The 12946-nt window shown below is 60.3% G+C and carries 13 protein-coding genes; 3 read left to right on the top strand and 10 right to left on the bottom strand.

Annotated features, from left to right (window positions below; genetic code table 11):
* Positions 1-64 precede the first annotated feature (64 nt).
* Complete coding sequence (locus GGD50_RS08245) at positions 65-733, top strand: DUF1345 domain-containing protein (RefSeq protein WP_107109477.1); 669 nt, start codon at positions 65-67, stop codon at positions 731-733.
* Between the two features lie 38 nt (positions 734-771).
* Here GGD50_RS08245 and GGD50_RS08240 read toward each other — a convergent pair whose 3' ends face one another.
* The 7 genes from GGD50_RS08240 to GGD50_RS08210 all read right to left on the bottom strand — a co-directional run bounded on the left by GGD50_RS08240 (position 772) and on the right by GGD50_RS08210 (position 7692).
* Complete coding sequence (locus tag GGD50_RS08240; protein ID WP_104824347.1) at positions 772-945, bottom strand: DUF1328 domain-containing protein; 174 nt, start codon at positions 943-945, stop codon at positions 772-774.
* 179 nt (positions 946-1124) lie between these two features.
* Positions 1125-2552, bottom strand: a complete 1428-nt coding sequence (locus GGD50_RS08235; RefSeq protein WP_107109287.1) for a gamma-aminobutyraldehyde dehydrogenase — start codon at positions 2550-2552, stop codon at positions 1125-1127.
* A gap of 13 nt (positions 2553-2565) precedes the next feature.
* On the bottom strand, positions 2566-3381 hold the full coding sequence (locus GGD50_RS08230) for an ABC transporter permease (protein WP_107109286.1): 816 nt from the start codon (positions 3379-3381) through the stop codon (positions 2566-2568).
* A complete protein-coding gene (locus tag GGD50_RS08225) occupies positions 3371-4336 on the bottom strand; it encodes an ABC transporter permease (protein ID WP_107109285.1) in 966 nt (321 codons plus the stop codon). The genes GGD50_RS08230 and GGD50_RS08225 overlap by 11 nt, the downstream gene beginning before the upstream one ends.
* Entirely contained in the window at positions 4333-5319 is a 987-nt protein-coding gene (locus GGD50_RS08220) for an ABC transporter ATP-binding protein (protein ID WP_107109284.1), read from the bottom strand. Before GGD50_RS08220 ends, GGD50_RS08225 begins: the two co-directional genes overlap by 4 nt.
* Before the next feature lie 165 nt (positions 5320-5484).
* Entirely contained in the window at positions 5485-6645 is a 1161-nt protein-coding gene (locus tag GGD50_RS08215; protein ID WP_107109283.1) for an ABC transporter substrate-binding protein, read from the bottom strand.
* Positions 6646-6783: 138 nt separating this feature from the next.
* Entirely contained in the window at positions 6784-7692 is a 909-nt protein-coding gene (locus GGD50_RS08210) for a LysR family transcriptional regulator (RefSeq protein ID WP_107109282.1), read from the bottom strand.
* 194 nt (positions 7693-7886) lie between these two features.
* Here GGD50_RS08210 and GGD50_RS08205 point away from each other — a divergent pair, with 194 nt between their 5' ends.
* Positions 7887-8735, top strand: coding sequence for a hypothetical protein (locus GGD50_RS08205; protein ID WP_107109281.1), 849 nt, complete (start codon positions 7887-7889; stop codon positions 8733-8735).
* A 40-nt stretch (positions 8736-8775) separates the two neighbouring features.
* Here the strand turns inward: GGD50_RS08205 and GGD50_RS08200 are convergent, their stop codons facing one another.
* From GGD50_RS08200 to gltX, 3 genes are all read right to left on the bottom strand, one after another.
* The gene (locus GGD50_RS08200; protein ID WP_107109280.1) at positions 8776-9060 is read right to left on the bottom strand and encodes a hypothetical protein; all 285 of its coding nucleotides are present in this window, start codon (positions 9058-9060) and stop codon (positions 8776-8778) included.
* Positions 9061-9196: 136 nt separating this feature from the next.
* Entirely contained in the window at positions 9197-10693 is a 1497-nt protein-coding gene (lysS, locus tag GGD50_RS08195) for a lysine--tRNA ligase (RefSeq protein WP_107109279.1), read from the bottom strand.
* 15 nt (positions 10694-10708) lie between these two features.
* Positions 10709-12166 (bottom strand): glutamate--tRNA ligase, encoded by a 1458-nt coding sequence (gene gltX, locus GGD50_RS08190; protein ID WP_107109278.1) that lies wholly within the window; start codon positions 12164-12166, stop codon positions 10709-10711.
* Between the two features lie 364 nt (positions 12167-12530).
* Between gltX and GGD50_RS08185 the strand changes: the two genes are divergently transcribed.
* Entirely contained in the window at positions 12531-12941 is a 411-nt protein-coding gene (locus tag GGD50_RS08185; RefSeq protein WP_107109277.1) for a hypothetical protein, read from the top strand.
* Positions 12942-12946: the final 5 nt, after the last annotated feature.

The following is a 12946-nucleotide window of genomic DNA, read 5'->3' as shown; positions in this document are numbered from 1 at the left end:
TTGCCACCTTCGTCAGTGAATCTATATCTGATACATATTCAGCGAATGGGAGATCGGCATGCGCATGGACGAACCGCACCATCGTTTCGGGGCCGCCATGCTGTTGCACAAGCATCAGGTAATTCTGGTCAGCGTCGCAGCCGGCATCGTGTTCTTCCTGCTTCTGACCTCGCGTGCATTCAATGCGGGCAACATTCTCATCGGCTGGAATGCCACCGCCATCGTCTACATCGCGTACAGCCTGTACCGGATGCTGACATCCGATGTGCATCGCATTCGCAAGCGTTCGGCCGATCTCGATTTTTCGGACGCAGTTCTGCTGTTCCTATCGATCGCTGCCGCAATTGCCAGTATCGGCGGCATCGCTCTGGAACTCCTCGGCGTCAAGGAAGCGCCGCCGGAGGTGGCGTTTTTCCGCGCGGCAATGGCGATCGTGACGATCCTGATTTCCTGGGTGTTCCTGCACATGCTGTTCACTGTCCACTATGCGCACCGATTCTATCGCGGTCCGGGCAAGGGGCAGGGGTTGAAATTCGCCGAGCCGGTGGAGGAGCCCATCTATTGGGATTTCCTCTATTTCTCCTTCACCATCGGCGTTGCCGCCCAAACCGCCGATATCGGCGTATCCACCGTCAGCATGCGCAAGCTGGTGCTGCTGCATGCCATTCTGTCGTTCCTGTTCAACACGACGATCCTGGCCCTTGCTATCAATGTCGGGGCGAGCCTGGTGTAGCTCGCCGCCCTCCAAAGCATAGGTGAGTCATCGTCTGTTTAGAGCACGGCGTTGCCGGCCATCACCGCCATGATCAGGAAGACCAGGAAGACGATCAGGAAGAGCGCGAAAAGCACGCGGGCGATCGTCGCCGTTGCGGCCGAGACACCGGAAAAGCCGAAAAAGCCGGCGATCAGGGAAATCACGAAGAATATGAGGGCCCATTTCAGCATTAGGAAATCTCCTCTGCGTTGCGCCTAATGAAGACGCAGAAAAGGGGAAATTGTTCCGATGCCGTTTCGATCGTCGGGGGTTGGAATGACCCTTGGCCCTGCCGCATGCTCTGGGCGTTCGGCGCAGCAATCGACCCATTGGGCCGATTGCTTCGGTTACACCGAACCGCGCCTCACCCTCATCCGTGATTGATCATGACGTGGCGGACGGCGGTGTAGTCTTCGATCGCGTAGACCGACATGTCCTTGCCATAGCCGGATTGCTTCAGGCCACCATGCGGCATTTCGTTGACCAGCATGAAGTGGGTGTTGATCCAAGTGCAGCCGTATTGCAGGCGGGCGGCGGTTTGCATGCCGCGGCTGACGTCCTTGGTCCAGACGGAGGAGGCAAGGCCGTAGTCGCTGTCGTTGGCCCAGGCAACGGCATCGTCGGCGCTGGTGAAGCGGGTGACCGAGACGACGGGACCAAAGACTTCGCGGCGGACGATCTCGTCATCCTGCGTAGCGCCGGCAACCACGGTCGGGGCATAGAAGAAGCCACGATCACCAGAGGTCTTGCCGCCGGTGGTGATTTCCATGTGCTTGTGTTCGGCGGCGCGGGTGACGAAGCTTTCGACGCGGTCGCGCTGGCGCTTGGAGATCAGTGGACCGATTTCGTTTTCCGTGTCGTCGCCCAGATTGAACTTGATGCTGGAGACAGCGGAAGTGAGGTCGGCGACGAAATTGTCATAGACTTTGGCATCGGCATAGATGCGGCAGGCGGCGGTGCAGTCCTGGCCGGCATTGTAATAGCCGAAGGTTCTGATACCAGCGACGACGGCATCGATATCGGCATCGTCGAAGACGATGACCGGAGCCTTGCCGCCGAGTTCGAGATGCGTGCGCTTCACCGTTTTGGCCGCGGCCTGCAACACTTTCTTGCCGGTGGCGACATCGCCGGTGATGGAGACCATGCTGATCTTGGGGTGGTTGATCAACGCATTGCCGACGCTTTCGCCGCGACCGAGAATGACGTTGACGACACCTTCCGGCAGGATATCCGCCAAGAGTTTCGCCATCTTCAGTGCCGTCAGTGGCGTTTGTTCGGAGGGCTTGAAGACGACGGTGTTGCCGCCGGCAATGGCCGGTGCCAGTTTCCATGCCATCATCATCAACGGGTAGTTCCACGGCGCGATCGAGCCGACGATGCCGATCGGATCGCGGCGGATCATCGAGGTGTGGCCGGGCAGATATTCGCCGGCAACGGGGCCATGCAGGTTGCGCACCGCCCCGGCGAAGAAGCGGTAGCAATCGACGATGGCGGGGATTTCGTCATTCAGGACGGCATTGATCGGCTTGCCGCAGTTCAGCGCTTCCAGCGTTGCAAAGCCCTCGGCATCTTTCTCGATGGCATCGGCAATCTTCAGGAGATAGGTGGAGCGCTGCGCGGGTGTCGTCTGCGACCAGCTCGTGAAGGCCTTTTCGGCGGCGTCGACGGCAATGTCGATCTGGCTGAGCGAGGCCTCCGGCAGGTTGAGCACCGTCTCCCCGGTCTTCGGGTTGAGGATATGCTCTTCCGTTTCCGTGCCGGCCTCAAAGCGGGAGCCGATCAGCATTTGGGTATCCATTATTATCTCCCTTTCATTTGCCGCCGCCGGCGATCTGGTCGCCGTCGCGGGTAAGATAGTAGGCTGCCAGGATCGGCAGGAAGGTGACGAGCACCACGACCATGGCGACGACATTGGTGACGGGGCGCTGGCGTGGACGGATCAACTCTTCCAGCATCCAGATCGGCAAGGTCATCTGCTGGCCACCGGTGAAGGTGGTGACGATGACTTCGTCGAAGGACAGCGCGAAGGCGAGCATGCCGCCGGCGAGTAGCGCCGTGCCTATATTCGGCAGGATGATATGGCGGAAGGTCTGGAAACCGTCGGCGCCGAGGTCCATCGAGGCTTCGATCAGCGAGCCGGAGGTGCGGCGGAAACGGGCGACGGCGTTGTTATAGACCACGACGACGCAGAAGGTGGCGTGGCCGAGAACGATCGTCCAGACGGAGAAGGGAATATCGAACAGGCTGAAGGCCGAGCGCAGCGCTATGCCGGTGATGATGCCGGGAAGCGCGATCGGCAGGATCACCAGCAGCGAGATTGCCTCGCGGCCGAAGAATTTTGTCTGGCTGACGGCGGCAGCACAGAGCGTCCCGAGCACCAGAGCGATCGCGGTTGCGACGGTCGCTACCTGCACCGACAGCGCCAAGGACGACCAGACATCCGGCCGGTTCCAGGCAATGCCGAACCATTGCAGGGTGAGGCCCGGCGGCGGCCATTGGTAGCTCTTTTCCTCGGTCGTGAAGGCATAGACGAAGATCAGCAGGATCGGCAGATGCAGGAAGAGCAGCCCGCAGGTGGCGCCGATCTTCAAGGGCAGGGAAGCCTGTTGGCCGCGATCAGAGCGCATCGAAAGCCCCCTGTTTCTTGGCGATCCAGAGATAGATGGCCATGATGACGATCGGCACGACCGAAAAGGCGGCGGCGAGCGGCACGTTGCCGGCCGTGCCCTGCTGCGCATAGACGGCCTGGCCGATGAAGAGGCGCGAAGAGCCGATGATCTGCGGGATGATATAATCGCCAAGCGTCAGCGAGAAGGTGAAGATCGAGCCGGCGACGACGCCGGGCAGCGCCAGTGGCAGCAGCACCGTGCGGAAGGTCTGGTTCGGCGTGGCGCCGAGATCGGCCGAGGCTTCGAGGAGATTGGTGGGCACGCGCTCAAGGGCTGCCTGCGTCGGCAGGATCATATAGGGCAGCCAGATATAGACGAAGACGAGGAAGGTACCGATATAACTCACCGACAGCGAATTGCCGCCGACGATGGGCAGGTTGAGCACGCCGTCGAGCAGCCAGCCGAGACAGAGCTTGTCGAAAAGCCAGGTCAAAATGCCTTCCTTGGCGAGGATCAGCTTCCAGGCATAGACCTTGACCAGATAGCTCGACCAGAGCGGCAGCATGACACCGAGATAGAACAGCGCCTTCCATTTTCCCTTGGCGTACCGCGCCGCATAATAGGCGATGGGGAAGGCGACGAAGGAGGAGGCGATAGTTACCAGCGCCGCCATGATGACCGTGCGGATGATGATGTCGAAATTGGCGGAATTCAAAAGCTGCGCATAGGTCGCCAGCGTGAATTCGTAGTTCACCATCCCGGAGAAGTCGTCGATCGAGAAGAAGCTCTGCAGCAGCAGCGCGATCAGAGAGCCGATATAGATGATGCCGAGCCAGAGCAGCGGCGGCGTCAACATCAGGAAGAGCAGCAGCTTCGGGTGGCGCCAGAAGAGATCGGAGAGGCGGCCGAAGAAACCGCCCCGGCGTGGCAGGATCGAGGTGGCCGCGGGTGCGGCGATGGCGGCGGCTGTCATGCGGCGTCGTCCATGTAATGAATATCGGCAGGCAGCCAGGCGATGCGCACCGAGGCGCCGGTGTCGGGAATGGGTTGGCCGGCGGGCAGGGTGACATGCATGCGCGTGCCCTGCGCTTCCACCGAAAGCCGGGTGGCGGCGCCGAGGAAGCTCGTCGCCTGCACCGTCGCCGGAACGCCGGCATCCTGCGTCAGTCGTATCGCTTCCGGCCGCAGGCTTGCCCAGCGTCGTTCGCCGCCGAGCGATGACATCGTCTCAGGGGCGATTACATTGGAAGAACCGACGAAATCGGCGACGAACCGGGTCTTCGGCCGCTGATAGATATCGTGCGGCGTGCCCTCCTGCACGATCCTGCCATTGTTGAAGACGGCGACGCGGTCGGCCATGGAGAGAGCTTCGCCCTGATCGTGGGTGACGAAGACGAAGGTGATGCCGAGCGCCCGCTGAAGGCTCTTCAGCTCCTCCTGCATCTGCTCGCGCAGTTTCAGGTCCAGTGCGCCGAGCGGTTCGTCGAGCAGCAGCACCTTCGGCTTGTTGACGAGTGCGCGGGCGAGCGCCACGCGTTGGCGCTGGCCGCCGGAGAGCTGGCCGGGGCGGCGGTTGCCATAACCCGGCAGCTTCACCAATTCGAGCGCCTGTTCGGCGGCTCTCAGCCTTTCGGTCTTGCCGATGCCCTTGACCATCAGCCCATAGGCGACGTTGTCGAGGATATTGAGATGCGGAAAGAGGGCGTAGTCCTGAAAGACGGTGTTGACGTTGCGACGATAGGGCGGCACGCCCTCGGCGGTTTCGCCGAAGATCTCGATATGGCCGCCGGTCGGTTGCTCGAAACCGGCAATCAGCCTGAGGCAAGTGGTTTTGCCGGAGCCCGAGGGACCGAGCATGGCAAAGAATTCGCCGGACGCGATCTCCAGATCGACGCGGTCAACGGCGCGGACCTGGCCGAAATGGCGCGATACCTGCTGGAAACGAACGGCGGTCATGGGATGCTCCCGGGTATGCGGAGGTGAAGGGCATATTGTTCCGTCGCGCCTCTCCGTTTGGAAGAGGCTCGACGAGGCGATGAGGGGCGTCAGATTCGGGCCCCTCATCGTCCCGATGCGATCGCGCTCTTAGGCTGGAGAGGCGGTCGCCATTATCGGCGTGAACTATCTGCCCCCAATCACGCCGATATAGTCTGAAACCCAGCGATGGTAGGGTACGCATTCGCTCTCCGTCGTGCACTTGGCAACCGGGGTTTTCCAGAACTTGATCTTGTCGAAATGGTCGTAGCCGTTGGTGGCGCAGCCGCTGTCGGTCAGGAGCTCGTCGCCCTTGCAGGCGGCGGGAACCGAGGGCACCGCACCGAACCAGGCGGCTGCATCGCCCTGTACCTTGGCCTGCAGCGAATGTTCCATCCACATATAGGCGCAGTTCGGATGCTCGCTGTCGGCATGCAGCATGGTGGTATCGGCCCATCCGGTCGTGCCTTCATCCGGGAAGGTCGAGCCGATCTTCTGCTTGTCCGCCTGCAGCAGGTTCACCTGGAAGGGCCAGGAGCCGGAAGCGACGACGCCTTCGTTCTTGAAGTCGTCCGTCTGGATCATCGCATCGTGCCAATAACGGCTGACGAGCTTGCGCTGGCCGCGCAGAAGGTCGAGGGCGGCCTTGTACTGGTCTTCGTTGAGTTCGTAGGGGTCCTTGATGCCGAGTTCCGGCTTGTGGGCCATCAGATAAAGCGCAGCATCGGCGATATAGATCGGGCCGTCATAGGCCTGAACGCGGCCCTTGTTGGACTTGCCGTCCGGCAGGGTCATTTCCTCGAAGACGACTTTCCAGCTCTTGGGTGCTTGATCCTTGAAGGTGTCGGTATTGTACATCAGCACGTTCGGCCCCCAGAGATAGGGCACGCCGTAGTGCACACCGTTGACGGTATGCCATGGCGCATTTTTCAAACGTTCATCCAGATTTTTCCAGCTCGGAATCAGATCGGTGTTGATCGGCTGGACACGCTTGCCGGCAACGAGGCGCAGCGACGCGTCGCCTGAGGCGGTCACAAGATCGAAGCCGCCTTCGTTCATCAGCGCGACCATTTCATCGGAGGTGGCGGCGGTCTTAACGCTCACCTTGCAGCCCGTGTCCTTTTCGAATTGGGTGACCCAATCGTAATTCTTGTCGCTCTCGCCGCGCTCGATATAGCCGGACCAAGCAACGATGCTGACGGCACCTTCGCCTTTGCCGAGCGTCTTCAGCGGCTCAGCGGCGATGACCTGCGTGGCGAAACTTAAACATGCGAGCGCAGCCGTGCATGGTTTCAGCAGATGCTTCATCAAACTCTCCCGGTTCTTGAGCCAGTTGGTATCGGAGCCAGTTTCTGGCGTTTTGTTCCCGGAGAAAAAGGTGACGCTATTTTGCCGTATTCGCAAATTCATTTATCAGAAAGTCGATATCGGAATTTCCGATAGCTGCTATCTTTGGCGGCCCGAACGCATGGCCTCGGCAATGCCGACGAAATCGCGGGCGGCCTGCGGCAGGCTGGAACCCTTGCGCCAGACCATGCCGACTTGCACGACCGGCAGCGCGCCGGAGACATCGCGGCTTTCGATCCGATCTCCTTCCAGCGACCAGGGGCGGTAGACGAGGTCCGGTAGCAGCGCTACGCCGGCGCCCGTGGCCACCAGGCTACGGACCGCCTCGACGGAGCGGGTACGGAAGGCGACATGCGGGCGGGCGCCGAGCGCCGTCAGCAGCTTGCCGGTATTCTCCTCGATCTCGTCGATGGTCAGCATGATCAGCGGTTCGCGGGTGATGTCGGCGACGCTGATGATATCGGCGGAAACCAGGGGGTGGCCTATGGGCAGCCAGAGGCGATAGGGGGATGTCTCAAGGATTTCCGCCTGCAGCGCCATGCGGTCGCGCAGGTTGGAAATGACCATGACGGCGACATCGAGTTCGCCGCCGACCAGCAGGTGTTCGAGATAACCGCCATTGTCTTCGATGGCGCTGACTTCGACGCCGGGGCAGGCACGACGGTAACGCGCCAGGAGATCGGACAGCACATAACCGGCAACGAGCGAGGTGACCCCGATGTTCAACGTGCCGCCGGCCTCATTCTGCTGGCTGGAAAAACTGGTGCGCGCATCGGAAACGGTCGCGAGGATTTTTGTGGCGTGGCGCAGGAACTGGTGGCCGTTGTGGGTGATAGAGAGACCACGCGGATGGCGGTCGAAAAGCTCGACGCCAAGATCGCTTTCCAGCTCTTTCAGGGCTTCGGTGACCGAGGATTGCGAGATCGACAGGTTCTGTGCCGCACGGGTAATGGAGCCCTGTTCCGCCACGGCGACGAAATACTGAAGCTGTCTCAAAGTGAAGGCCATATATAGGTTAGAGCATGGGTTTAACGTGTATGGCAAGAACCGGCATCGGTCTGAAAGGCTTGGACCTTTTTTGGTAACGGAAATGCGAGCGGCGCAAGATTCACCTCTTCTTTAAGTATTCCGAAACGCGATATCCCTAACGTGAGAGTTGATCATCTTGTCGCGTTGGAGTGCTCTATGGTGGAGCAGTTGGCGTGAGCGCCTTACTGCACATTTTCCGGCCATCCCGGAAGCTTGTTTTCATCATCGGCGGAGTGGCCTTGCTGATAGGCTGCTCCGGCGTCTTCGCGCTTTATATCGGCAAGGACAAGCTTCTGGGTCTTGCCTCGGCCTCCCCGAATGGCTTGAAATGCAGCGACGTCAACCTCGTTACCATCCGCAAGGAAAACCGGGTCTGGGTGCGCAAATATATCCGCACTGATCCGACCGATGGTCTGACGCGCGTCAAAACGGCGCTTCGCGTTGCCAAAGCAGTCTATGACGAGCAAAAACCGGATCTTGTTCAGGTCGTCGTTCTCGATCAGAACGGCCCGACATTACGGTCCGATATTCGCGGTCGGGCGCTGGGGGCTGACGTCGTCTATGTGCCGCATCCCGACAAGATCGCCGATGGCGCCGCCGAAGAGCCGGTGACGGCGCGCTACTATAATGGCGGTGCGAGCGCCCAAGGTCTGTTCTATGGCGAACAGATCAACATGCTGCCCAAGGATATCGATGAGGCGCTGGCGGCGCTGCAGGATCACAGCGACTGCGACAATCCGCTGGCGGCCGAGAACGAGGGCGGCGGCAGCGCCAAGAAGGACAAACAGAAAGCCGCCGAGGCCGCCGAACAGAAAGCCGTCGCCCGCGAGGAAAAAGAGGATACGCCGGCGACGCCTCCTGAACAGAATCCTCCCGCGTCAAAAAGCAGTCTTCCGCCCGAGGGCAACAATACCGGCAGCTTCATTGGCGCCGACGCGACCCAACCGGATGCGGCGCCATCGCCAGGTCTGGATCCGACCATGACAGGCGCCAGCAGCCGGCGGTCACCGGTCACGAATTGAAGGTAGGCATTCTTGGCCTTACGGGGACCAAGGTATTCCCTCAATCCGCCAGATGTTTCTCGCCGATCGCCTGATAAAGCGCGAACAGTGCTTCGTGGACGTCACCGGCGAGACGGTAGAATTCCGGAATGGCGAGGATGGCGGGGTGTTGCAAGAGATGGTCGTCGGTCATGTCGAGCATGAGCGAGGTCGTATGCATCGCCTCATGGCAACCGAACGTGCCCGGCGCGAATTGCGCCAGATCGACATCGCCGATTTCGGCGAGATCGGCGAGGCGCTGCCGTTCATGATCGGCGTCCGCGGTCTGGTTTTCGTTCTCAGTCATGTTTCGTGCCTCTTGTTTCCGGATGGCGAGGATTCGCCGCGCGTTGGGGGACTTATACGCAATCCGCAAGCAATGGCCCAACGAAAAAAGGCCGCCATGGCTTAGCCGGGCGGCCTGTCGTCTGTACGAAATCGTCTTAATCGGCTTTGCTGCGCCGCGCCGGGAAGAGGATGATGTCGCGGATCGACGGCGAATTGGTCAGCAGCATGATGAGGCGGTCGACGCCGATGCCGAGGCCGCCGGCAGGGGGCATGCCCTGGTCGATGGCGTCGAGGAATTCCTCGTCCAGTGCCTTCTGCTTCTCGCCGCGTGCATGGGCCTGTTCGAGCTGCTCGACCATGCGGGCGCGCTGCTCTTCCGGATCATTGAGTTCCGAGAAGGCGTTGCCGAGTTCCCAGGTGTTGCAATAGGTCTCGAAGCGTTCGACGAGGCGCGGTTCGCCCGGCACTTCCTTGGCGAAGGGCGAGATGTCCTTCGGGAAATGCGTGACGTGTGCCGGCTGGATCAGCGTACCCTCGACCTTCTCTTCGAAGATGAAGGCAAGGCATTCGCCCCAGGTCGCGTCCTTCTCGACGGCGAAGCCGGCAGCCTTGGAAGCGGCGCGGGCTTCTTCGTCGGTCTTGATCGCCAGGAAGTCGATCCCGGTGGCTTCCTTGACGGCATCGGGCATCGGTACGCGGCGGAACGGACCCTTGAAGGAGATCTGCTTGTCGCCGAAGGCGAATTCGGTGCTGCCATGGATCGCCATGGCGAGCGTCGAAAACAGCCGCTCGACGAGGTCCATGATGTCCTCGTAGTCGGCATAGGCCCAGTAGCACTCCATCATCGTGAATTCGGGATTGTGCCGGGTGGAGACGCCTTCGTTGCGGAAGTTGCGGTTGATTTCGAAGACCTTGTCGGTGAGGCCGGAAACCAGCGTGCGCTTCAGGAACAGTTCCGGCGCGATGCGCAGGTACATGTCGAGCTTCAGCGTGTTGTGATGCGTCTTGAAGGGCTCGGCGGTGGCGCCGCCATAGACCGAATGCAGCATCGGCGTCTCGACTTCCATGAAGCCGTCATTCTCCATGAAGCGGCGGATGCCGGAGACGATGCGGCTGCGCTGCTGGAAGCGGAGCTTCGATTCTTCATTGGTCATGATGTCGAGATGGCGCTTGCGATAGCGCAGCTCGATGTCGGACAGGCCGTGCCACTTTTCCGGCATCGGCAATAGCGACTTCGTCAGCATGGTGATTTGCTGGGCATTGATCGTCAGCTCGCCGCGCTTCGTGCGGCGCACGACGCCTGTCACGCCGATGATGTCGCCAATATCGATCATCGGCAGCAGGGCACGGGCCTCTTCGCCGGTTACGTCCTTGTGGCTGAAGATCTGGATCTTGCCCGACGCATCGTGGATATCCATGAACATGCCGGAATTGCGCGAGGAATAGACGCGGCCGGCGACGGTGACGACATCCGTGGTCTCGGTGTCCGGCTCCAGGCCCTCGTATTTCTCCGCCAGTTCAGCGTTGGTCAGTGTCCGGTGAAAGTGGGCCGGATAGACGTCGCCGATCTGCTCGCGCAGCAGCTTCAGCTTCTGCGCGCGGACTTCCGTAGCATCGGACGAGAGGGAGGCGGTTTCGGTCTTGTCGTTCATGGTTCTAAGTCCGGTTCAGTTCTTCGGGCCGACGAGGGTCGCAACGGTCTGGGCGGCAAGTTTCAGCCGCTGGCGCACGACGGCGCGGCCGAGGATCGCCATGCTGTCGAACAGCGGCAGCGAGCGCGATGAGCCCGAGACGGCCACGAAGAGGGGAGCAACCACCACCTTCAGCTTCTTGCCCATGCGGTCGGCAATGGCGCGCAGCTCGGCTTCGATCGTCTCGACATTCCATTCGAGGATCTTTTCGAGGTCCGGCTGCACTGTGTTCAGGATTTCCAACAGCTCTTCCGGCGTCGACTTGATCTTGGCAAAAGCCGAGGGATCGAGATTGAGGTCGGACTTGAACAGGAAACCGGTCAGGTCGGGCAGTTCGCCGAGCTTGGAGATGCGCGACTGCGACAGCTTCAGGCCTTCCCGCAGCCGGCTGTTTTCCATCGCCCAGGTGAGCACACGATGCTGGAACTCTTCTTCCGAGAGCTTTTCGCGGATCCAGCGGCCGTTCAGCCAGTCGAGCTTCTGGATATCGAAGATCGCGCCGGCCTTGGAGAGGTTTTCCGGATCGAACTTTTCGGCAAGCTCGTCCATGGTCAAAAGTTCTTCACCTTCGGCGATCTGGATGAAGAACAGGCCGAGGAAGTTCATCAGCGCCTCGGGAATATAGCCGAGCGCGGTGTAATAGGAGATCGACGTCGGGTTCTTGCGCTTCGACAGCTTCGACTTGTCGGCATTGCGCATCAGCGACAGGTGCATGAACTGCGGCGGTTCGAGGCCGAGATACTGATAGATCAGAATGTGCTTCGGCACCGAAGCGAGCCATTCCTCGCCGCGCGCGACATGGGTGATCTTCATCAGATGGTCGTCGACGACGTTGGCCATGTGATAGGTCGGCATGCCGTCGGCCTTGAGCAGGACCTGCATGTCGACTGCATCCCACGGAATTTCGACATCGCCATAGACGCCGTCATGGAATTTGCAGGAGCCTTCGGTCGGGATCTTCATGCGCACGACATGCGGCTCGCCGGCGGCAACGCGCGTCGAGACTTCCTCGGCCGTCAGGTTCAAACAGTGTCCGTCATACTTCGGCGGCAGGCCGGCGGCGCGCTGGGCTTCGCGCATCTTTTCCAGGCGCTCGGGCGTGCAGAAGCAGCGGAAGCCATGGCCGGCGTCGACGATCTTCTCGACGAAGGGCTTGTAGATGTCCTTGCGGTCGCTCTGGCGATAGGGACCGTAGGGACCGCCGATATCGGGGCCTTCGGACCATTTCAGGCCGCACCATTTCAGCGCGTCGAGCACCTTGGTTTCGAATTCCGGCGTCGAGCGTGTCGCGTCCGTGTCTTCTATACGCAGGATGAACTCGCCGCCATGCTTCTTGGCGAAGAGATAATTGAACAGCGCGATGTAAGCGGTGCCGACATGCGGCTCGCCGGTGGGGGAGGGTGCGATGCGGACGCGAACGCCTGATGTTGTCATCTTGTTTGCCCGTCAGAAAAAGCCAGGCCGCTGCTTGGGATAAGCGCTGCCCGGCTGGAGATGTTTATCTGGATCAGGAAACCGGCCGGAAAAGGGCGTCTTGCCGCTTCAATCCCGCGTTTTCCGTTTGGCAGGCCTTAGGCCATATTCAACGGGTAACGTCAAGGGAAACTGCGCCGCCGGATTGCCCGGGCAGAGGTGCCGACCTTGCGTCGCATCGATTCGAGCCGATCTCTCAATTTCGCCAGGCATTTTTACCCTTCATAAAACCAGGGGGATAAAAGCGGCTCGCTTGTCGAATTTTATTTGCAATTTTCGCGGCAGTGACGACATAGGTCTTCAATCGTTCACCGCGAGGAAAACAATGAAGAAACTAGTTTTAAGCTTCATATTGGCGACCGCCATGTTCGACGCAGCAGCGGCCCAATCGACCATTACGCGTGACAGCTCGACACATCTGATCGAGTCCTATCGTGCCTATATAGGCAACGACGATCTTTATAATTCCAAGGGAGAGCGTCTGACGTTGCCTTGGCAGATTATCCGGCAGGATCGCGCCAACTATTATGCCTATCGCCGTCGTGATCGCGGCGACGAGGGCGACAGCTTCTTTTCGGAGGCATCCAATCGCCAGAAGCTGGAAGCCATGCTGGCAAGCGGCAATATCGCCGGTGATGCCGCCAACCTGATCGCTCGCGGCAATGTCTGGATCAAGGTCGATATTTACGGACGCGGTAATATCGGCGAGTCGGTCGACGTCCACGTCCAGGATTGATGGCC

It is taken from the genome of Martinezella paranaensis (assembly GCF_014200235.1).
GTDB lineage: Bacteria > Pseudomonadota > Alphaproteobacteria > Rhizobiales > Rhizobiaceae > Rhizobium > Rhizobium paranaense.
Note: the sequence above shows the minus strand (reverse complement) of the source record. Positions and strands in the feature narration are given on the sequence as shown.